Source organism: Tardiphaga sp. GW822-FHT04G09 (assembly GCF_058800725.1).
On the sequence record NZ_JBXAMO010000002.1, the window covers coordinates 186,299 to 207,829 of the forward strand.

At 63.0% G+C, this 21,531-nt stretch carries 18 protein-coding genes; 6 read left to right on the forward strand and 12 right to left on the reverse strand.

Features of this window, described 5'->3' with window-relative positions; translation table 11 throughout:
* The first annotated feature begins 249 nt into the window (after nucleotides 1–249).
* Entirely contained in the window at nucleotides 250–1,086 is an 837-nt protein-coding gene (locus AC1RLZ_RS04640; protein WP_493187665.1) for a M48 family metallopeptidase, read from the forward strand.
* 51 nt (nucleotides 1,087–1,137) lie between these two features.
* Here AC1RLZ_RS04640 and AC1RLZ_RS04645 read toward each other — a convergent pair whose 3' ends face one another.
* A complete protein-coding gene (locus AC1RLZ_RS04645) occupies nucleotides 1,138–3,411 on the reverse strand; it encodes a transglycosylase domain-containing protein (protein ID WP_493187666.1) in 2,274 nt (757 codons plus the stop codon).
* A 568-nt stretch (nucleotides 3,412–3,979) separates the two neighbouring features.
* Between AC1RLZ_RS04645 and AC1RLZ_RS04650 the strand changes: the two genes are divergently transcribed.
* On the forward strand, nucleotides 3,980–4,342 hold the full coding sequence (locus AC1RLZ_RS04650; RefSeq protein WP_493187667.1) for a hypothetical protein: 363 nt from the start codon (nucleotides 3,980–3,982) through the stop codon (nucleotides 4,340–4,342).
* Between the two features lie 141 nt (nucleotides 4,343–4,483).
* Here AC1RLZ_RS04650 and AC1RLZ_RS04655 read toward each other — a convergent pair whose 3' ends face one another.
* The 4 genes from AC1RLZ_RS04655 to AC1RLZ_RS04670 form a co-directional block, all read right to left on the reverse strand.
* Complete coding sequence (locus AC1RLZ_RS04655; protein WP_493187992.1) at nucleotides 4,484–5,686, reverse strand: ABC transporter substrate-binding protein; 1,203 nt, start codon at nucleotides 5,684–5,686, stop codon at nucleotides 4,484–4,486.
* A 434-nt stretch (nucleotides 5,687–6,120) separates the two neighbouring features.
* Nucleotides 6,121–8,022 carry a methyl-accepting chemotaxis protein gene (locus tag AC1RLZ_RS04660; protein WP_493187993.1) on the reverse strand — a complete coding sequence of 634 codons (1,902 nt, stop codon included), beginning with the start codon at nucleotides 8,020–8,022 and terminating at the stop codon, nucleotides 6,121–6,123.
* Nucleotides 8,023–8,436: 414 nt separating this feature from the next.
* Nucleotides 8,437–8,802, reverse strand: a complete 366-nt coding sequence (locus AC1RLZ_RS04665) for a DUF1304 domain-containing protein (RefSeq protein WP_493187668.1) — start codon at nucleotides 8,800–8,802, stop codon at nucleotides 8,437–8,439.
* A gap of 184 nt (nucleotides 8,803–8,986) precedes the next feature.
* The gene (locus AC1RLZ_RS04670) at nucleotides 8,987–10,720 is read right to left on the reverse strand and encodes a putative bifunctional diguanylate cyclase/phosphodiesterase (protein ID WP_493187669.1); all 1,734 of its coding nucleotides are present in this window, start codon (nucleotides 10,718–10,720) and stop codon (nucleotides 8,987–8,989) included.
* A 194-nt stretch (nucleotides 10,721–10,914) separates the two neighbouring features.
* On the opposite strand from AC1RLZ_RS04670, the gene AC1RLZ_RS04675 reads away from it, so the two are divergent.
* On the forward strand, nucleotides 10,915–11,253 hold the full coding sequence (locus tag AC1RLZ_RS04675; RefSeq protein ID WP_493187670.1) for a hypothetical protein: 339 nt from the start codon (nucleotides 10,915–10,917) through the stop codon (nucleotides 11,251–11,253).
* Nucleotides 11,254–11,256: 3 nt separating this feature from the next.
* Here the strand turns inward: AC1RLZ_RS04675 and AC1RLZ_RS04680 are convergent, their stop codons facing one another.
* The 3 genes from AC1RLZ_RS04680 to mtgA all read right to left on the reverse strand — a co-directional run bounded on the left by AC1RLZ_RS04680 (nucleotide 11,257) and on the right by mtgA (nucleotide 13,323).
* Complete coding sequence (locus tag AC1RLZ_RS04680) at nucleotides 11,257–11,913, reverse strand: hypothetical protein (protein WP_493187671.1); 657 nt, start codon at nucleotides 11,911–11,913, stop codon at nucleotides 11,257–11,259.
* Between the two features lie 274 nt (nucleotides 11,914–12,187).
* The gene (rpmF, locus tag AC1RLZ_RS04685) at nucleotides 12,188–12,373 is read right to left on the reverse strand and encodes a 50S ribosomal protein L32 (protein WP_068732923.1); all 186 of its coding nucleotides are present in this window, start codon (nucleotides 12,371–12,373) and stop codon (nucleotides 12,188–12,190) included.
* 287 nt (nucleotides 12,374–12,660) lie between these two features.
* On the reverse strand, nucleotides 12,661–13,323 hold the full coding sequence (mtgA, locus tag AC1RLZ_RS04690) for a monofunctional biosynthetic peptidoglycan transglycosylase (protein ID WP_493187672.1): 663 nt from the start codon (nucleotides 13,321–13,323) through the stop codon (nucleotides 12,661–12,663).
* A 168-nt stretch (nucleotides 13,324–13,491) separates the two neighbouring features.
* Between mtgA and AC1RLZ_RS04695 the strand changes: the two genes are divergently transcribed.
* The 3 genes from AC1RLZ_RS04695 to AC1RLZ_RS04705 all read left to right on the forward strand — a co-directional run bounded on the left by AC1RLZ_RS04695 (nucleotide 13,492) and on the right by AC1RLZ_RS04705 (nucleotide 16,952).
* Nucleotides 13,492–14,418, forward strand: a complete 927-nt coding sequence (locus AC1RLZ_RS04695; RefSeq protein ID WP_371421960.1) for a polyprenyl synthetase family protein — start codon at nucleotides 13,492–13,494, stop codon at nucleotides 14,416–14,418.
* Nucleotides 14,419–14,431: 13 nt separating this feature from the next.
* Entirely contained in the window at nucleotides 14,432–15,130 is a 699-nt protein-coding gene (locus tag AC1RLZ_RS04700) for a DUF1345 domain-containing protein (protein ID WP_493187673.1), read from the forward strand.
* Between the two features lie 217 nt (nucleotides 15,131–15,347).
* Entirely contained in the window at nucleotides 15,348–16,952 is a 1,605-nt protein-coding gene (locus AC1RLZ_RS04705) for a Na+/H+ antiporter (protein ID WP_493187674.1), read from the forward strand.
* 670 nt (nucleotides 16,953–17,622) lie between these two features.
* On the opposite strand, the gene ispG is transcribed toward AC1RLZ_RS04705, so the two are convergent.
* The 4 genes from ispG to AC1RLZ_RS04725 form a co-directional block, all read right to left on the reverse strand.
* Entirely contained in the window at nucleotides 17,623–18,906 is a 1,284-nt protein-coding gene (ispG, locus tag AC1RLZ_RS04710; RefSeq protein WP_371421957.1) for a flavodoxin-dependent (E)-4-hydroxy-3-methylbut-2-enyl-diphosphate synthase, read from the reverse strand.
* A gap of 49 nt (nucleotides 18,907–18,955) precedes the next feature.
* Nucleotides 18,956–19,870, reverse strand: coding sequence for a DMT family transporter (locus AC1RLZ_RS04715; protein WP_371421956.1), 915 nt, complete (start codon nucleotides 19,868–19,870; stop codon nucleotides 18,956–18,958).
* A gap of 41 nt (nucleotides 19,871–19,911) precedes the next feature.
* Nucleotides 19,912–20,397 carry a Fur family transcriptional regulator gene (locus tag AC1RLZ_RS04720; protein WP_493187675.1) on the reverse strand — a complete coding sequence of 162 codons (486 nt, stop codon included), beginning with the start codon at nucleotides 20,395–20,397 and terminating at the stop codon, nucleotides 19,912–19,914.
* Between the two features lie 157 nt (nucleotides 20,398–20,554).
* Entirely contained in the window at nucleotides 20,555–21,319 is a 765-nt protein-coding gene (locus AC1RLZ_RS04725; protein ID WP_493187676.1) for an AraC family transcriptional regulator, read from the reverse strand.
* Nucleotides 21,320–21,531: the final 212 nt, after the last annotated feature.

Consider the following 21,531-nt stretch of genomic DNA (forward strand, 5'->3'; position numbering starts at 1 on the left):
GCGCGCGATCAACATAGATGAATCGAAAACAACATCGTTGAAATGCGCGATCATCGCGTGCGAGTTGTGGCGGCGGGCTTTCTAAGCCCTTGAAAACAGGTCAAGAAAACGGATTTTCCGCCTATTTGTAGAGGTGGTGCGCGATTCAATTCTAGATTCAGGGTTCCGCCCCGAATCTGAATCGAGATTCCTGTTCCAGACCCCATCTGCTAGGGGACAAATCGCCTTTTGACCCCGTATATTGGGCAAATGATTTGTTTTTGCGCCGAGCAATTCCCGTGGCGGCGGTTATGGCAGAATCCGGTCGATCTACTGACGACCGGGACTACTGACATGGCCTTCCGCGCACTTCTCTATCGCCGCCCCACCGAACCGGACACGCTTGCCGTCAAACACGGCTCGCAAATGTTCGCCATACGCCTGCGCAGGCACCGCCGTGCGACGCGTTATACGCTGCGCATTCATCCGAGCGAGCGGGAAGCCATCCTGACCATGCCGCCGCGCGGGTCATTGGCCGATGCGAAGGACTTCGCACAGCGTCATGGGGCCTGGATCGCCGCGCGTCTCGGTCGTTTGCCGAAGGCAGCACCATTCGAACACGGCACAACGGTTCCGCTGCGGGGAACTCCGCACAGGATCGTGCATCGGGCAGGGCGGGGGACGGTATGGACCGAGACCCGCGACAGCGGCGAGAAGATCATCTGTGTCGCCGGCGGTGTCGAGCATATCGATCGTCGTATCCACGATTTCCTCAAGCGCGAAGCCAGGGCCGATCTCGTCAAGTCATCGAACCGCTATGCGGCGCAGCTGAACGTCAAGGTGAAGCGGATCTCGATCCGCGATCAGTCGAGCCGCTGGGGGTCATGCACCACCGAGGGATCGCTGTCGTTCTCGTGGCGGCTGATCCTCGCACCGCCCTTCGTGCTGGATTATCTCGCGGCCCATGAAGTCGGGCATCTCGTCGAGATGAACCATTCGGTGAAGTTCTGGCGCGTGGTCGGGCGGATCTGCCCGGCGACTGAACGCGCCAAGGCCTGGCTCGATACTCATGGCAACGACCTGCATCGTTACGGCGTGCAGGACTGAGCTCTCTGTCCCGGCCGCGATGTGCGCATCGCTGTCCGGGACACTCGCTCTCTATCTCCCGAACAACCGCTCCGTCAGCCAGCCATCCAGTCCGCTCGCGGCTTCCGGCCGCACGTTCTGCTGCGGCTGCTGACGCGCGGCGGGATAGGCGGTCTGGGTCGGTGCGGGCGGCTGCGGGCGATAGCCGTTATAGACCGGTGCACTTGGCACATAGCCGCGTTCCGGTGGCGCTGATGGCGACGGTGCGCTCGATCCGGGCAGCAGGCTCGACAGTGCCTGGCCGATCGGATTGGTGCTGAACGAATTCGACGGCGCCAATCCCGGCACCGGCTGCGGCTGCAGGCCCTGATGCGCCGTCTTCATGAAGCGCGACCAGATCTCCACCGGCAGTCCGCCGCCGGTCGCCTTCTTGGTCGGCGAATTGTCGTCATTGCCGAGCCAGACGCCGGTGACGAGCTGCGACGTGTAACCGATGAACCAGGCGTCGCGGAAATCCTGGCTGGTGCCGGTCTTGCCCGCGGCCTGCCAGCCCGGCAGTTCGGCCTTCTTGGCGCTGCCGGACAGGATCGTCTGCTGCATCATCGTGTTCATCATTGCCACGGCGCGGCCGTCGATCACCTGGCTCGCGGTTTCGGCCGGGCGCGTATACAGCGTCTTCTTGCCTTCCACAGTGCGGATCCGTGTCACCACATGGGGCGACACGCCGAGGCCGCCATTGGCGAAGGGCGCATAGGCGCCGACCAGTTCAGTCATCGACACTTCGGACGTGCCGAGCGCGATCGAAGCATTGGCTTCCAGCTTTGAGGCGATCCCCATGCGATGCGCGGTGCGCACCACGCTGGCCGGGCCGACCTCGATGCCGAGCCGCACGGCCACCGTGTTCAGCGACATCGCCAGCGCCTGGGTCAGCGTCACCGAGCCGAAATATTCATGGGTGTAGTTCTCGGGCTTCCAGCCCTTGATGTCGATGGGCGCGTCGGTGCGGATCGTCTCCGGCGTCAGCCCCGCCTCGATGGCGGTGAGATAGACGAACGGCTTGAAGCTCGAGCCCGGTTGGCGCTTGGCGGTCACCGCGCGGTTGAACTGGCTCTCCGAATAGTTCCGGCCGCCGACCATGGCGCGCACCGAACCGTCCGGCGTCATCGCCACCAGCGCGCCCTGCGTCACATTGAATTTCACGCTCTTGGCCGCAAGCTCATCGATGATCGCGGCTTCGGCGACGCTCTGCAGCTTGGGATCGATGGTGGTCTCGACAATGATGCTCTCGTCGACCTGGCCGACGAGATCGTCCAGCACTTCGCCGATCCAGTCGGCGACATAATTCACCGTGCCGGCGCCCACCGGTTTGACGTTGTATTGCGGCACGCCGGTCGCGCCCTTGGCCTGCGCGGCCGTAATGAACTCGGCGTCCTGCATCGCCGCCAGCACCACCTTGGCGCGCGCCTCGGCGCCTTCCGGATTGCGGTTCGGCGCAAGACGCGACGGCGACTTCACGAGCCCCGCCAGCATCGCCGCTTCCGCCACGGTGACGTTCTTGGCGGGCTTGCCGAAATATTTCTGCGCCGCCGCTTCCACGCCGTAGGCGCCGGAGCCGAAATAGACGCGGTTGAGATAGAGTTCGAGGATCTCGGCCTTGGAATGCTTGCGCTCCAGCCAGAACGCCAGCTCCACTTCCTGCAGCTTGCGCGCCATGGTGCGCTCCTGCGTCAGGAACAGGTTCTTGGCGAGCTGCTGCGTCAGCGTCGAGCCGCCCTGCGACACGCCGCGATGCATCAGGTTAGCCGCCGCGGCACGCGCGATGCCGATCGGGTCGACGCCGTAATGCGAATAGAACCGCCGGTCCTCGATGGCGATGAAGGCCTTCGGCAGATAGGGCGGCAGATCCTTCAGCGATACATTGGCGCCGGCTTGTTCGCCGCGCGTCGCCAGCACCGTGCCGTCCATGCCCACGATCTGGATGGTCGGCGGGCGCTTGGGAATTTCCAGAGATTGAATCGGCGGCAGATGCGCGCCCACATAGATCACGACGCCGACAATGGCGATCGCCGCCCATAATCCGAGGACTGCGCCCCAGTAGACCAGCCGCTTGATGCCGCGCGCGATGCCGCCCGAGCTGCGTGCCTTGCTGGATGTCCGGGATTTGCGCGGCTTGTCGCCGCCGCCACTATTGGATTCGCGCTTCGGCGCCTGTTTGGGCGTTTTCTTCGGCCGATCGTCGCCGCCGCCGGGCACGCGATCGTCTGCCGTGAGGCGCAGATCGGACAACGCGGCGCCGATCCCGAAGGTCGGCTCCTTGCGCCCGCTCTTTTTCTTGCCCCACGCCATACGCAAACACCACGCCACCGATGCCGCGGAGCCTAGCGGGCGCGGTTTAAGGCGCCGTTACGCAGAAGTTAACGCAAGGGAAACGCGGTTCCATTCTGACCTCTCCCCGTGCCCGGGCGAAGCGAAGCTTCGCTAGGCGGGGAGAGGTCGAAAGCTTCGCGCAGCGAAAGGTTCCGGGTGAAGGGCCGTGCACGATGCGCGACATATGCGCGACCTCTAAGAGTCGTATCGCGTGACGAGCGTTGCCGATCCGGGAGCGGCCACGTGCTGAGACCTTGTGCCACGCCCCTCACCCGGAACCGCGCACGTCCGGATACTGGAGGAAGTATCGGATGCGCCACGTGAAGGATACTCGCGTGGACACCATGCTATTGATCGGGTTGTTTGCGCGCTTTAGCTGTCGCGCCTCTAAAGCTTTCTGCTGAGGTTAGACGCAACAGCGTATTTCGTCATGCATCCGTCCCATCTTGTCGCCGCATTGATCTCACCAAACTACCACACCCATTCCAGACCTTCTGCACACTTCCCCGCTAATGCTTCGCTCCTTCCCAACCGGAAAGGAACGACCATGCGCATCATGACAGCGGCGGCCCTCGCGGCCATTCTCTCGCTCGGCACGCCGGGTTTCGTGCTCGCACAGGGAGCTGCGACACCCGCTGAAAATGCGCCGGCCAAATCCGGCGAGCGCACCAGCGCCAGGATCTCCAGCATTCAGGTGGTGGATGTGAAGCAATTGCCGGATGCGGTGAAGGCGCAGGTCGAGGAGGTCGTGTCGAAGTCCAGCGAGGAGGATCTGAAGGCGTTGCGCGCCTCGATCGATGCCTCTCCTGCCGCCGCCAATGCACTCAAGGAAAAGGGCATGAGTTCGGCGCATGTGGTGGCGATCAATATCGCCGATGGCGTGCTGACGATGTTTGCGAAGACAGCGTAGGCGGCATTAGCGTGTAAGGCGGATTAGCGGGAAGCGTCATCCGCCGTTGCGGCATTGAGGTGGCGGATGACGCTTCGCTGATCCGCCCTACGAAAAAGCCACGCGCAGGTGACACCCGCGCGTGGCTTTGTCGTGTGGAGCCTAACCCGCCGCATCATCCTCGATGATCGGGCCGAACAGTTCCCAACGCTCGCCGTTGAAGCGCTGCATCTGCAGTTGCTTGTTGACGCGGTAGTCGGTGGGGGAGGTGGAGACGCTCATGCCGGGCAGGAGGATGTCGCTCGAGATGTTGGACAGCGACGACGCCTGCTTCATCACATTGGCACGGGTGAGGTCGTCGCCGCAGCGCTTGAGCACTTCCACCATCAGCTGCGCATTGCCGTAGCCATACGTGTTGAAGTTCGAGTTCTTGTCGCCCTCGGGATAGTATTTCTCCATGAAGGTGAAATAGCGCTTCATGCCGGCATCGTCCTTCCACTGCGGGTCCAGCGGGTCCTTGCCGTAATTGGTCGAGATCAGGCCCTTGGAATTCTCGAGCCCGGCGGGCACCAGCACCGCGCCCACCGATGTCGCATTGATATCGACGATATGGGTGGGCTTCCAGCCGAGATCGGCGACCTTCTTGATCGCCTGCGCGGCGAATTTCGGCGTCGAGGCGTTGAACAGCAGGTCGGCGCCGGAGGACTTCAGCTTGACGATCTGCGAGTCGATGGTCGGGTCGGTGAGCTCATAGGACGCCTCCGAAACGATCATCGACGCGGCCTTGTCGCCGAGGCCGGCCTTCATGCCGGTGAGATAGTCGCGGCCGAGGTCGTCGTTCTGCCACAGGATGGCGATCTTGGCGTTGGGATGGTTCTTCAGGATGTATTTGGCGTAGATTCGACCTTCGCTCTGGTAGTTGGGATTGTAGCCCATGGTCCAGGGGAAGTTCTTGGGATCGGTGAAGCGGCTGGCGCCGGTGGCGGCGAACAGCTGCGGCACCTGCTTCTGATTGAGATATTTCTGCACGCCGGCATTGGACGGCGTGCCGATGATCTGGAAGGTCAGCAGCACCTCGTCGCTCTCGACCAGCTTGCGCACCTGCTCGACGGCCTTCGGCGGCGAATAGGCATCGTCATACTGGATGAGATTGATCTTGCGGCCATTGATGCCGCCCTGCTCGTTGATCATCTTGAAATAAGCGAGCTGCGTCTTGGCGATCGAGGAATAGGCCGAGGCCGGGCCCGAGAAGGGCACGGTCTGGCCGATCTTGATTTCGGTGTCGGTGGCGCCGGGATCGTATTTCTTCTGCGCGGCTGCCGGATTGATCGCGGCCGATGTGGCTGTCAGCGCAATCGCTGCCATTCCGACAAATCTGGTCGTCGTGGCGAAGCGATGAAGAAGCGAAGCTCTCATGTCGTTGCCTTCCCTGATGATATGTCTTCGACGGTCGTTCCCGTGCGGGCGCCATCGTTACCGGGGAGTGTGAGGCAAGGATTTGAGGTTGGCAAGGCGAGGAGATGGGCACTTTCCCTAACCTCTCCCGCTTCCGGCGAAGCGACGCTTCGCTGGGGGGAGAGGTCGCCGCGTCTTCGCGGCGGGTGAGGGGCGGAGCGCCGATGTTGATGCCAATTCGGTAGGCGCGGTTCGGACGATCAGTGCGATCCGAGGGCGAGTGTTTGTCGCCGGCCGCGTGCCATGCCCCTCATCCCACCCTTCTCCCCGCAAGCGGGGAGAAGGAGCGCCGCGGTGTTTGTGGGGGAGCTGCGTCGCTTTGCTGAAGCCTGTGCAGCCCACCCTCACGCGCTGCGGACCGACGCCAGGAAGCTCGCCACATCCGCCTTCAGCCGGGCGCTGTCGCCGGACAGCGAGCGGGCGGCCGAGAACACATGGGACGAGGCGAGACCGGTGTCGCTGGCGCCGCGTTTGACGTCGGCGATATTGGCGCTGACATCGGAGGTGCCTTGCGCGGCGCGCTGCACATTGCGAGCGATCTCCGCCGTGGCGGCGCCCTGTTGCTCAACAGCTGCGGCGATGGTCGAGGCGATCTCGGACATCCGGCCGATGGTGCTGCCGATGCCCTTGATCGCCGCCACCGAGTTCTTCGTCGCCTGCTGAATGCCTGACACCTGCTGGCCGATCTCGCCGGTGGCGCTCGCCGTCTGTTCGGCCAGTGCCTTGACCTCGGCGGCGACCACGGAGAAGCCGCGTCCGGCGGTGCCGGCGCGCGCCGCCTCGATGGTGGCATTGAGCGCCAGCAGGTTGGTCTGCCGCGCAATGGTGCTGATCAGCTGGACCACCTCGCCGATCTTGTCGGCCGCGCTCAGCAACTCGCCGATCTGGCGGTTGGTCGTCTCGGCCTGCGCGACAGCCTCGCCGGCAATCTGCGCCGAGGCCTGCACCTGACGGCCGATCTCGTTGACCGATGACGACATCTGTTCGGTGGCGGAGGCCACCGACTGCACATTGGCGGAGGCTTCATCGGATGCCGCGGCGACCACCTCGGTCAGTTGCTGTGACCGCGCGGCGGTCGAGGTCAGCGTGCCCGCCGCCGTCTCCAGTTCGGCCGAGGCGGACGATACCGTCTCGACGATGCGGCCGACCGCACTTTCGAAATCCCCGGCGAGCCTGTTCATGTCGGCCTTGCGCGCTTCGGCGGCGCGCTGCTCCTCGCGAAGCTTGGCGTCGAGCTCATCCGCCGCCTTCTGCTGCGCGCGCTGTTTGAAGGTCTCGACTGCCTGCGCCATGTCACCGATCTCGTCAGCGCGGCCGAGGCCCGGCAGCACAACGGCGAAATCGCCCGATGCCAGCGTCTGCATCGCCTGCGTCATATCGGCGATCGCGCGTGCGATGCGCTGGCCGAAATAGACCGCGGCGAGGCCGATCAGGATTGTGGCCAGTGCGATGGTCCAGGCCAGTATCCGCCGCGTCTGCAGGGCGCGCGCCTCGGCGGCAGCGTATTCGGCCTGGGCTGCCGCCACGAGGCCATCCAGTGTCGGCCGGTTGCGCTGAAACACTGTGGCGAAGTCGGCCACTTCGTCATTCAGCGTGGTCTGCGTCACCGAATAGGCCAGGAAACTCTCGCCATAGGCCTTCATCAGTGCGGCCAGCTCATCGCGCACCACGTCGGGCAGTTCCGCGGCCTTCAGCGCGTCGGAAAATTCGTCCCGCCTCTTGTCGAACTGGTCGCCATATTTTTCCTCGCCGCGCAGCATGAAGTCCTTCTCATGCCGCCGCATCATCAGCATCAGATTGGCCAGGCGGACCTGGTCGAACTGCGCCAGTCGCGTTTCGACGTCGTGAACCGCAGCGCGCAGCCGGCCCTGCAGGCCCAGCGTCTCGTTGAGCCCCAGCGATTTCTGGATCGAGGCGATGTTGTTGAAACGGGTCTGATAGACATTGAGGCCCGCGCGCAGTGCCGAGCCCTGTTTCAGCGCATCGCCCTCGGGGCGCTTGTCGACGATGGCGTCGATATCCGACAGATTCGCCAGTGCTGTTGTGATGATCTCGCCATGGGCAGCGATCAGCTTCTCGTCATGCTTGCGCAGAAATTCATTGGCGATCTGTCCGGCTTCCAGATAGTTCGCCGCCAGACCCACGACGTGCTGGCGCAGCTTGACGGTTTCATCCGATTGGCGCTGCGCGTCCGCTTCATATGCGAGACCGATGAGACAGATCGTTCCGGTGAGCACGACAGCCATGATGCCGATCAATGCGATCTGGATACGCAGGCCGAATCTGATGCGCGGAAAATAGCGTCGGATCGCGGGAGGGCGCAGAGAGAGCTTGAACAAGAGAGCTGATCCTCGTTGATGCCGTGACCGCGTTGCGCGGTGCACCTAACGACTGTCTAGATATCTCAGCTCTGCATCGCTTTTACAAAACGCGCGTAAGATGGTTACGAGAGTCGCACCGACTCTGACATGTGTATGTCACAATGGATGCATGCGCAGCGCAACGCGCATATGAGATGTCAGCGCGATGACGCAGCAGTGATGGCGACGTTTTTATGAAAAGATGTTGCCGAATTTGGTTGGCTTAGTCAGCAAACCAATCGTGAGGCGTAACTCTCATTGTCATCCCGGCTTTCGCCGCGACGACAATGAATGGGTGCATTACGTCGCCAGCCACAACACGATCAGCGCCAGCGCCGCCGGCACGGCCTGCACATACAGAATGCGCTTGCTCACGCTCATCGCGCCGTAAACACCGGCGACGATCACGCACAGCAAAAAGAACGCCTTGATCTGGAAAGCGAAGGCGGGTGCTGGATGAAGCAGGCCCCAGATCAGCCCGGCGGCGAGGAAGCCGTTATAGAGGCCCTGATTGGCGGCGAGCACAGCGGTGATCTCGGCCTTCTCCGGCGTGTTTTTGAACGTCTTCAGCCCCTGCGGCTTCTGCCAGAGAAACATTTCCAGCACGAGAAAATAGATGTGCAGCACAGCGACCAGTGCGGTGAGAAGATTGCCGATGAAGTTCATGAGAGCCCCCCGTGTTCATTCCCTCTTCCCGCTTGCGGGGAGAGGGTGGCGTGACGAGCGTAGCTCGTCGCGACGGGTGAGGGGGAGACAGAGTTTTGCTCTCAGGCTCCCCCTCACCCGCCTTCCACATGCTACGCATCTGGAAGTCGACCTCTCCCCGCAAGCGGGGCGAGGTAAGAAAAGGTCACCCCATCGCCGGCTTCGCCACCGGCGTCTTGTTGAGCCACGGACGCGCGGGGGACGCGAGGCCGGTGAGGCGGCCCTGGATGTAGTCGCAGCCCCAGTCGCGCAGCATCAGGCCGGACTCCTCGTCCTGCACCCATTCGGCGACGGTCTTGATGCCGAGCCGGTGACACAGATCGATCAGGGTCTGCACGAAGGCGCGGTCGTCGGCGGAATGCGCGATGTTCTGCACGAAGGCGCCGTCGATCTTGACGATGTCCACGCCGAGCTTGCGCAGGTTCCGGAAAGACGTGTAGCCGGCGCCGAAATCGTCGATGGCGATGCGGCTGCCGAAATTCTTCAGCCGCGTGACGAAGCCGCGGACGTCGTCGAGATCCCGGATGGCTACGGTCTCGGTGATCTCGACGATCAGCCGCTGCGCGACGCCGGGATGCGCCGCCATCATCGACTCGATGGAGGTCCACCAGTCCGGATCCATCGTGGTGTCGGGCGAGATGTTCAGCGAGAGTTGCACGTCCGGTGCGGCGGCCAGCTCGGCGACGACGAGTTCGAGCACACGGTGATCCACCAGCCTGATCAGGCCGAGCTTCTCGGCCACCGGCACGATATCCGGCGCCAGCAGCAATTGCCCGTCATCCTGCTTCATGCGCACCAGCGCTTCATAGAAAGCGGGGGTGCGGCTGTCGGCATGCATCACGGGCTCGAAGGCCGTGACGATACGACGTTCGTTCAGCGCGGTGACGATCTCGTCGGTGACGCGGATATTGACGCGGCGCTGCGCATCGCGCTCCACATTCGGCCGCCACAGGGCAAAGCTGCCGTGGCGGCGGCGCTTGGCGCCGTCCAGGGTTTCCTGCGCGCGGTTGACGGCTTCGTTGACGTTCTGCGCATAACGGGGAACGTTGACTGCGCCGATGGTGGCGGTCGCCGAGACCGGGCCCGACTGGGTCGGGATCACCTCATCGCGAATGCCCGCCAGGAAGCGCTCGGCGGCGATCGTGGCATCGTCTACGGTGCAGTTCTTCAGGATCAGGCCGAACTTGTTGCCGGAGAAGCGGCCCATCACGTCGCCGCCGCGCAGCCGCGTGCGAATCCGCTTGGCAATCTCGGCGATGACCTCGTCGGCGATATCGAAGCCGAAGGCGTCGTTGATTCGCGCCAGATGGTCGATGCCGATCAGCATGAAGGCAAAGGATGAGCGATAGCGCGTTGCTTCCTCGATGGCTTCGGCGAGGGATGCCAGAAGATGCGCGCGATTGAGTTCGCCGGTGACGGGATCGTGCTGGGCCAGTTTCAGCAGTTGTTCGTCGCGGGCATGGCGTTCGCTGTTGATGCGGACGACGCCTTCGACACGCTCCGCCTTGCCCGCGGTATCGGCGTGGCAACTGCCGCTCTCTTCGATCCACAGCACGGCGGCGGTGGTCGAGGCGCGCAGTCCGTATTCGATCCGGTAAGTGCCGCCGGATGCCAACGCCCGGGCCAGTGCCTCGGTGCGAATGCCGCGCTGGGGCTCGATCAGTGTCGCGAGCCCGGCGCCGCTGGCGATGGTCGCAGGGGGGATGTCGGTGAAGATGGCGGCGGCCTGGCCGGTCCAGGCGATCCGGTCGCTGGCGATGTCCCAGATGAAGGCGGCCTGACCAAGTGCGGCCAGAATCTCTGCTGCCTGCGGCTCGGAAGCGCCTGCGGCGCTCTGGGAAACAGCGGATGTCAAAGTCGCCTCGTTTTGGGACGCCATCGGGTGATTCGCCCCCGACAATACGGCTCAGATCGCCACAATCGTTAGTCAAAGTTCCTAAAGACTTAAGAAAGTGTAGCCCGGCAGGCCTTCGCAGACCTGATCAGGCCCTGATCTCAGTTGTGGAGAGCCGCGGCACGACCCTTGCGACGCAGAGAGGGGAGGGGCAACCCTCGTCCCGAATTGAGACGTGAGTGCTGTTAACGATGTCGATTTCCGCGACCCGAGCCTACGTCACGACGCCGCATCCGATGCGGCGCGCCGGCGATTTCGTGGTCGAGAAAGATCCGGTCATCGTGGAGGCCGTCGCGCTGACGCGGACCGAGCCGGTCCAACATAGTGCGCCGGTGTCGTCGCGCGTGGCACGGCCCGACGCATCCTTCATTGCACATCTGATTGCGACCGCCGATCAGGCACCGCAGACCCGCGAGCTGCGTCGTGCAGCTGTCGCCGATGTCGAGGCGGCCTATCGGGCGGTGGCGATGACGAATGTTGCGGGATCGGTGATCAACCGCACGCAGCGGGTAATCTGAAACCTAGCTCTTCGGCTTGTCGTCAGGCGAGGCGACGCCACCGGGCTGCAAATCCGGCGACGTATGCGCCACGACTTCCGGCGGGATCGGGGTCGATTCCAGTTTCGGTTCGATCCGTTCGACCTTCTCGACCTTTGGCTCCGGACGATCGGTCAGCACGGGTGCGGCGACGGGCGCTGCGGCCGGAGCGGGCGCGGGCGGAGGCGTCGGAGCGACTGGCGCTGGCGCGGGCTCATAACGCGGTGCCGGTTCGGGTGCATAGACCGGAGCGGCGACGCGACGCGGACGGCGAGCGCGCAGCGAGATGCCGGCGAGGAAATCCACCATCGCCGTCAGTGTGATCAGGAAGAAGGTCGCATTGCCGAATTTCGGCAACATCACGAACTCGGCGGCGGCAGCGCCGAACACCAGCAGCGACAGGAAATGGTCGGTGAAATATTTCGGCGCCGGGCGTGCGGCGCGCATCACTTCCAGCCACAGCAACAGGATGCTGAGCGCAACGAGCAGGTCGTTGAGCGTCACCATCCAGATGTCCTTGGACATCAGCGTGATTGGAAAGAGGGGAATGGGGCCCGACAGCGCGAGGTCGGGCATCAGGAAGGCGATGATGTTGCAGATCGCCACCGGAATCAGCAGCAGCGGGAAACCGATCGACGCCATCGAAGGCCTTCTTTGCGAGCGAGAGAACCAGAACGCATGTAGGTGATGCAGGACATCGCCAAGGTGACGACATCACCGAGGTGACGCGAAGGCATCACCGGGACAACGCATTAGCTCCAGAGTTGGAGCGAATTCGGGCGGAAGACCAGTTCAGAATTATTGTCTGAACAGCTTTCTCGACTTGCCCGCTGGCGCTTCGACCCGCTTGACCCGGACCTTACATGGACGAGCGAGGGCGGCGCCACCTGACGTGACGCAGCCCTCCATCCAGTGGTCAGGATTCTTTCTTCACCTTCAGAACCTGGCGACCCTTGTACATGCCGGTCTTCAGATCGAGGTGGTGCGGACGGCGCAGTTCGCCGGAGTCCTTGTCCTCGACATAGGTCGGGGTCTTGAGCGCGTCAGCCGAACGACGCATGCCACGCCGCGACGGCGATGTTTTTCTTCTCGGAACGGCCATAGGAAAAGTCCTTGCAGGTTCTTGGCAGATGGTTTCGATCGGCGCCCGGTGACAGGCGGCCAGCACAGAACGCGCGGGCAAAATCGCTGATAAGGCCGGGCTTATAACGGAATGACGACGCGATGGCTAGGGCGCAGCCGCGGGAATTTTACCCCGAAGCCCGTCATTGCAGGACGGACCGGGCGGCGGAGCCGGCGGGCAGGGACCCGGAATCCAGAAGTGTTTTGAACATGTCGGGATTCCGGGCGCGCGTCCGGCAACGGCCGGCCGCGACCCGGAATGACAGCCTAGTTCCAGCACCTCTGCAGCTCCGCGGCCTGCGCCCTAGCCATATAGGTTCCCGCTAACCGCCGCACTCCCGGTCCCGGCGTCCGGGCGCTCCGGGTGACCGGATTTGGCAAAATGGCTGCCAAAAGCGCGGCTTCCCGGGCCGATAGGCTCGAGGCCGGCCGTTTGAAGGCATATTCGGCCCCGGCCTGGGCGCCAAACTGCCCGGATGGGCCCATTTCGGCGATATTCAGGTAGATTTCCAGGATCCGCTGCTTGGACAGGACCAGATCGACCCACATTGCCAGCGGAATTTCGAGGCCCTTGCGGATCACGCTGCGGCCGTTCCACAGGAACAGGTTTTTCGCCACCTGCTGGGTGATGGTGGACCCGCCGCCGGAGACTTCACCGTCCTGGGCGTCCTCGATGGCGTTTTGCAGCGAGTTCCAGTCGATGCCACGGTGGCTGCAGAATTTGGCGTCTTCGGACGCCACCACGCTGCGCGGCAGGGCCAGCGACATGGCCTTGAGATCGACCCAGCTTCGCTCCACGGGGGAACCGGTGATCCAGCGCCACGCCATCAGCGCCGAAATCGGCTGGCCGACGGCATAAAGCGGCGTCAGCAGATAGGGCAGCGCGAGAAGCAGGATTCCGATCAGGATGAGGCGGCGGATGAGGCGCAAGGGGAGCGTTCCCGGTCGGAGCTATGCCGCTGATAAAGCGAGGTTTCCCCGCTCTTTTCAAGCCGGTTAAGCTTGCCGCGACCAATCGCGGCGGGACGCCGCAGGCGCAATTGACGTGGCCTTTGCCATAGAGGATTGTCCGGCCAAATTGTTCTGGAGCTATTCTTAATGTCGACCGGTGCTTCCACCAAAGATTTCGCCTCGCGCCTGGACCAGACCGCGGACGATACCGAAGCCGTGCTGACCCGTGTGCTCGGCGATGGCGTGCTGCCCGACGAGATCGCCCGGCCGAAGCGGCTGATGGATGCGATGCGTTACTCCTCGCTCGGTGGCGGCAAGCGCCTGCGCCCGTTCCTGGTGGTGGAGAGCGCTGCGGTATTCGGCGTGCATCGCGAGCAGGCGCTGCTGGTCGGCGCCGCCCTCGAATGCATTCACTGTTATTCGCTGATCCATGACGACCTGCCGGCCATGGACAACAGTGACCTGCGCCGCGGCCGTCCGACCCTGCACAAGGCGACCGACGATGCCACCGCAATCCTCGCCGGCGATGCGCTGCTGACGCTGGCCTTCGACATCGTCACCCGCGATGAAATCCATTCCGATGCGACGGTGCGCCTGCTGCTGACCCGCGCGCTGGCGCGCTGTGCCGGTTTGGGCGGCATGGTCGGTGGCCAGATGCTCGATCTCGCCGGCGAAGGCCGCTTCGGCGACAAGGGGCCGGTGGATGTTGCCCGCGTGCAGCAGATGAAGACCGGCGCGCTGCTGCGTTACGGCGTCATCGCCGGCGCGCTGCTCGGCCAGGCCACGCCAAAGGAATACAAGGCGCTCGACGATTACGGCCGCGCGCTCGGCGAAGCCTTCCAGATCGCCGACGACCTGCTCGACGTCGAAGCTGATGCGGCGACGCTCGGCAAGCCCGCAGGCGCCGATGCCGCGCTCAACAAGACCACATTCGTCACCCAGCTCGGCGTCGATGGTGCCAAGAAGCGCGTCGCCGATCTCATCGCAACGGCCGATGCCTCGCTGTCGATCTTCGGTAGCAAGGGTGACGTGCTGCGCGCCGCCGCGCGCTTCGTGGCCGAGCGCAAGAACTAAGGAAGACCTGATCATGTCAGAGGCGGGCAAGGATCTCGACGAGCTCCTTGTCCGTTTTCGCAAGATGCCGGCGCCGATCCGCGTCGTTTACGGCCGCCCGCGCACGTTTCTGGCGCTTCTGATCGGCGTCATCGCCTTCTTCTTGTTGCCATCCTCGCTGCGGCTGGTGACGCGCCTGCTGATCGGCTGGGACGTATTCATCGCGTTCTATCTCGTGCTGGTCTACGGCATGATGCTGCGGAGTGGCAGCCAGAAGCACATTCGCCGCAACGCCGCCTTGCAGGACGATGGCAGCTTCATCATCCTGCTGGTGGCAGCCTTGGGTGCCTTTGCCAGCATCGCGGCCATCGTGTTCGAACTCGGCGAAGGCCATCGCACGGCCTGGGAATTGATGCTGGCGATCGTCACCATCGCCTCGTCCTGGGCCGCTGTGCACACGACCTTCTCGCTGCACTATGCCCATCAGTTCTATCGCGGAGCCAAACCCGGCGGGCTGGCATTTCCGTCTGGCGATGACGACACGAAGGAACAGCCGGATTATTGGGACTTCGTGTATTTCTCCTTCGTCATCGGTATGACCGCGCAGGTGTCCGACGTCGGCATCACCGTGAAGACCATCCGTCGCACGGCTACGGCCCATGGCATCGTCTCCTTCATCTTCAACACCGCGCTGGTGGCGCTGATGGTCAATATCGCGGCAAGCGCGATTTAACTTTTGGACTTTCTTTCCCTTCTCCCCCCGTGGGAGAAGGTGGCACGGACGAAGCCCGCGACGGGTGAGGGGGAGTCTCGAAGCGCGGTGCTTGTGGCTACCCCTCACCCGTCTCGACCGCCCGTGCGAAGCAAAGCTTCGCGAGAGCGGTCGATCCACCCTCGCCCACCTGGCGAAGCTCCGCTTCGCGCGGGGGAGAGGGAAGGAAGGAAAGCGCGTGGAAGCCAAGTTTCAAATTTTCCTGGTCCTGATCGCGGCCCTCGCAGGCACGGCGTGGCTGGCGAAGCGCATCAGCATCGCCCCGGCGATCCTGCTGCTGCTGGCCGGCATTGCGCTGGCCTTCGTGCCGGGCATGCCCTCGATCGAACTGCCGCCGGATGTGGTGTTGCTCGGCGTGCTGCCGCCGCTGATCTATTCGGCCTCCGTTGCCATGAGCTGGCGCGAGTTTCGCGCCAATCTGCGCATCATCACGCTGCTGGCGGTGGGCTGCGTGATCTTCACGGCATGTCTTGTTGCCACCGCGACGCACATGCTCATCGGCCTGCCATGGTCGGTCGGCTTCCTGCTCGGCGCCATCGTGGCGCCGCCGGATGTGGTGGCGCCGCTGGCGATTGCGCGAAAAATCGGCCTGCCGCGCCGGATGCTGGTTGTGCTGGAAGGTGAAGGCCTCGCCAATGATGCGACGACGCTGATCCTGTATCGCTTTGCGGTGGTGGCGATCACCACCGGGGCATTCTCGTTGCCGAAGGCGGCCGGCACCTTCGTCGCCATCCTCGCCTGCGAATTGGTCTTCGGCCTTGCCATCGGCTGGATCAGCCTGCGCATGCGTCATCGCGCGCGCGATCCGCAGGTCGAAATTACGCTGTCGCTGCTGACGCCCTATGTCGCCTATCTGATCCCCGAACATTTCGGCGGCTCCGGCATCATCGCCACTGTGGCTTGCGGTCTCTACATCTCCTGGAACGGCCCGCTGCTGATCTCGGCGGCGACGCGTCTGCAGGGCATCTTCTTCTGGGATTTGGTGATCTATCTGGTCGAGGGCCTGCTGTTCCTGCTGACCGGCTTCCAGATGCGGGCGCTGATCGAGAAATCGAAGGCCTTTCCATTCGCGGAGATCGTGTGGGCCACGGCGCTGGTCTCCGCCGTGATCATCGTCGCGCGTTTCGTCTGGGTCTATGCTGCGATCTACGTGCCGCGCTGGCTGAGCGCGGATCTACGCAAGCGCGATCCGGCGCCGAACTGGCAATGGACCTTCGTGATCGCCTTTACGGGTGTGCGTGGTGCGGTCTCACTGGCCGCTGCGCTGGCGCTGCCGTTCACGATGGTCTCGAACGAGGCCTTCCCGGCGCGGGACCTGATCCTGTTCGTCTCCTTCAACATCATTCTCATTACGCTGGTCGGCTTTGGCCTGTGCCTGCCCATCGTGGTGAAATGGCTCGGCGTCACCAGGATCGGCCGCGAGGAATATATCGCCGAACACGAGGCTGAACTCGCCACGCGCCGCGAGGCGCTGGCTACGGCACTGGCACAGCTCGACGCCATGACCGACGACCGCGAACTGTCCGATGAGGTCGTGAAGCTGCTCCGCGCACGCCATGAAAGCCGCTCGAACCAGTTGCCGGGCGAACTCGATCCCGACGTCGACGTTTCGGCGGTGGGGATCGATCTGGTACGCGAACTGATCAAGTCCGAGCGCAAATTCATCCACGCGCAGCTGCGCGACGGCAAGATTACCGACGAAAGCAGGCGGCGGATCGAGCGTGATCTGGATCTGGAAGAAGCGGGGCTGAGTAATCGCGAGTTTCGGCGAAGCCCGTTGTAGCACGACTGCGTCTACTGAAACCTGTCTTGAAAGATAGGCTCGAAATGTCGCCATTCGTCGTAGTGGTCTTGCGGGAGATCGTAAGGCTGACAGGTGATGATCGCTGCGAGTCCGCTAGCGTGATATCTCTTTTCATAGTCCGTCCGCGCCGGGCGCAATAACTTCGGCGCTCCGTCGAGCTGCCCGGCCCTTGTGAGTTTGATCTCGAAAATCGCCCGCACCGGTTCCCGATCGTAGTTGAAGGGCTGCCGCCAGCACCGACGGACCTGGGAGACGAATCGACGCCCCCAGGTATCGACATTGCTTCGGCTTTGCGTTGTGGGAACCGGAGCTATCGCAGTAGGCGCTTGTGGAGGCGGGCCGGAACTATCTCGCGTCACTCGGCCTGGCAGGCCAAAGGCTTGCGCTTTGCAGGGACTCGATGAGACCACGGCGAACGACGCGGCGATAACCGCCGCGAACAGCGCTGCAGAAAGACGGACGCCCCCGATCACTATTCGCCCCTAAGATGCCTTATCGAGCATATAAACTATAGATTGAAAGTGAAGACGTAACACTCAAATAATGTCGTCCAAAAATATCGATCCTGAAGCCCCGTCACACGGCACGAAAAAGCCGGCGGCGGATGATCCGCTCGCCGGCTGATTTCTAAACGGATGACGTACGCAGCTTACTCCGCCGCGCTCACGACTTCCGGCGCCTTGGCGTTGGCGCCGTAGCGCTGGTCGATATAGTCGATCACCAGCGCCTTGAAGTCAGCCGCAATGCTCGGGCCGCGCAGGGTACGGAATTTCTCGCCGTCGACGAACACCGGCGCGGCCGGGCTTTCGCCGGTGCCGGGCAGCGAGATGCCGATATTGGCGTGCTTGGATTCGCCGGGTCCGTTGACGATGCAGCCCATGACCGCAACGTTGAGGTTCTCGACACCAGGATACTGCGTCTTCCAGCCTGGCATCGAGTCGCGGATGAAGTCCTGGATCGAGCGCGCCAGTTCCTGGAACGTGGTCGAGGTGGTGCGGCCGCAACCGGGGCACGCAGCGACCAGCGGCACGAAGGTGCGGAAGCCCATGGTCTGCAGCAGTTCTTGCGCGACCTGAACTTCCAGCGTGCGGTCGCCGCCGGGCTCCGGGGTGAGCGAAATGCGGATGGTGTCGCCGATGCCCTGCTGCAGCAGGATGCCGAGCGCGGCCGAGGAAGCGACGATGCCCTTCGAGCCCATGCCGGCTTCGGTCAGACCGAGATGGATCGCATAGTCGGAGCGCGAGGCCAGCGTCTGGTACACAGCGATGAGGTCCTGCACCGCCGAGACCTTGGCGGAGAGGATCATCTTGTTCTTCGGCATGCCGAGTTCTTGCGCGCGGGCGGCCGACAGCAACGCCGACTGCACCATGGCTTCGCGCGTCACCGCGCGAACATCCTTCGGATTCGCAGACAGCGCGTTCTCGTCCATCAGCTTGGTCAGCAGTTCCTGATCGAGCGAACCCCAGTTCGCGCCGATGCGGACGGCCTTGTTGTTCTTGTTGGCGATCTCGATGATGTCGGCGAACTGCGAGTCGCGCTTGTTCTTGAAGCCGACATTGCCGGGATTGATGCGGTATTTGTCGAGCGCCGCGGCGCAGGCCGGGAATTCAGCAAGCAGCTTGTGGCCGATATAGTGGAAGTCGCCGATCAGCGGCGTGGTGATGCCCTGCTTGTCGAGCGCTTCGCGGATGTGCGGGACGGCGGCTGCGGCTTCGTCGCGGTCGACAGTGATGCGGACCATTTCCGAGCCCGCGCGCGACAGCGCTGCGACCTGCTCGATGGTGCCCTGGATGTCGGCGGTGTCGGTGTTGGTCATCGACTGCACGACGATCGGCGCGCCGCCGCCAACGGCGACATTACCGACCATGACCTGAGTGGTGAGGTGCCGGGGCGCCGGACCGGCGATATCAGACGGAATTTCAATCTTGTTCATGGGGTCTCGAATATCAGATTTAGATGACATCCAGCAATGGATCAGTGGCCTAGGCCTTGGCCGGTCGGTTAACGAGAAATAGTCCCGCGATGACCAATAGCGCGGCGACGCCAAAGGCGGGAGTCAGATGGTCGCCCATGATGAGATAGCCCGCCGCGACGCCAAACAAAGGGGTGATGAAGGTAAAAGCCGACAATTTGCTGGCCGAATAGGTCTTGATTAGCCCGAACCACAGCAAAAACGTGAATCCCACCACCCAAAAGGCCTGAAAAGAGAGCAGGGACAGCGCCAGCGGGCCGGGAACCCGGGTCACGGTTTCGCCCGCCAGCAGTGCAGCCAGGCCCAGAATCGGGACCGAAAGCCCGACCTGGTAACCCAATGCCTTCTCAGGCGGGACGTAAAGGAGGGGGGTCATCTTGACCACTAGCGTGGTCGCTGCCCATAGGCCGGCACCGGCGACGATCATCAGATCCCCGATCAGCACGTCGGTTGTGACATCGGGTTGCGGCACGCCGATGGCCACGGCGACGCCGGCGAAGCTTACGGCCAGCCCGGCCCATTGCACCGGGCGCAGGCGTTCGCCGAGGAACTGATAGGAGCCGAAGGCCACGAAGAACGGCATCGTATAGAGGAAAACCGCGGCGCGGCTCGCGGTGGTGAATTGCAGCCCGTGAAAGATCAGCACGAATTCGACGCCGAACAGCACGCCGGCAAACAGGCCCGCTTTCAGCGTCCCGTCGCGCTCGAACAGCTTGACGCCGCGCACCCGCGCGATGGTCAGGATGACGAGCAGAGCACCGGCGGAGCGCAGCATCGCCTGCGTGTAGGGTGGAATATCGTGCAGCACCAGTTTGATGGCGATCTGGTTGAAGCCCCAGGTCAGGCACAGCATCAGCACAAGGGCGATGGCCCCGGCGGTGAGTGCGCGTCCGCCGGATGGGCTGATGATGGTTTCTGCAGACATGAAGCCTCGGGCCGGCTTGTCGCCGTGTTGTTATGGGATCTTCAGGCCTGACAGTGAGCGCAGGTTCCGGTGATTTCGACAACAGACAGTTTCGGGATGAAGCCAGTCGTACGTGCGGCATCGTTCAGGCTTTGCGCGACCTTCGTCGCGGGTACTTCGCCGACTGACCCGCATTGGTCGCAGATCAGGAATGCGACCATCGAGGCTGTGCCGTGGTCGTGCGCGCAAGCGAGGAAGGCGTTGCGGCTCTCGATACGGTGAACGAGACTGTTCTCCATCAGAAAATCGAGCGCGCGATACACGGTGATGGGTGCCGGGCGCGAAATGGTTTTGGCGAGCTCGTCGATGATCTCATAGGCCCCAAGCGGCCGATGGCTGGCGAGCAGCGCTTCAAGCACCTGCCGGCGGATCGGGGTCAGCTTTTGCGACCGGGCCGCGCAGACATTCTCGGCATGATGCATCGCATCCGCCGTACAGCGGTCGTGATCGTGGCCAGGAGCCGGGAAAGTTGGTTTCGGAACTGCCATTTGGAGGGAGCTTAACCCGTTAGGTGTGATTGTGCCCGTCTTTTTGGCGTTGAACTTCAGTCTTGCACCAAATCCAGCGCAGCCAAATAACGAACATTCACTCCAGATGGGGGACAGCCGGGCGATTGCAAAGGTTGAACGGGCAGACCGTGCCAGATCAGGTCGCGTTTTTGCGCTCGCGGCGCAGATCCGATGGCGAGGTGGCATATCGGCGCCGGAACGTCCGGTTGAAATACGACAAATCGCTGAAGCCGGCCTCGTCGGCGATCTTCCCGATTCGCTCATTGGCCCGAAGCGGATCGAGTAGCCGTGCATGAGCGAGCGCCAAACGCCTCTCAAGCAGATATTCCGACAGGCTCAGGCCATGTTCGCGAAACAGCTTGCGGACATAGTCTGGCGATATCCTCTCAGTCACCGCCAGCGTCTCGGCTGAGAGGTCGTGACTTCCGAGCCCTGCTTCGATCGCTGCCTGGATCGCCTGCAAGCGCAGCATGCGGGTGCTCGAAGGTCGCGATGTCTCGGGGTGGTTTTCCCTGCCGATTGTCAGAAGTGCGATCAGGCTACACAGATCGGCGGCGACATGGTGCTGAAGATCAGTGGGCGCGGATCCGTCGAGGTCGATCGCTGCCTGACAATGCGCCATTAGTAGCCGCAAGGTCTGAATCTCCAGGCGGAGAGGTCGCATGAGCCAGGTGTTGAGGTGCGGCACCTTGATCGACAGCGCAGCCCGCTCGATCTGAACGATCAGATGCTGCGTCTCACGAGATGACGTATGCCGACCGGGGTCCCTGGTTGTCATCAAGATCGCATGGTCCTGCTCGATGATCTCCTCGCGGCCATGCTGCGATGCGCGCGCACTCCCTTTCAGAACGACTGCAAAGACGACATTGTCGGGCGATGACGCAGTCGCAGCATCCGGCATGCGATCGTTCGCAGGAAATCCCGTGCCGATAAAAACAATCGCGCCGGGCAACCTGTGCAATGCAGTATCGGTTGAAAACGGGGTGTCTGTCGGAAGAGGGGATTCGACGTTGAACGTCAGGCGCCCGAATTGGAGCTGCGCCGTCGGCAGATTTTCGGAAATGGCTTCGATTAACGAATCGGGCGCTTCGGGACCGGGCCTTGAAGTCACGA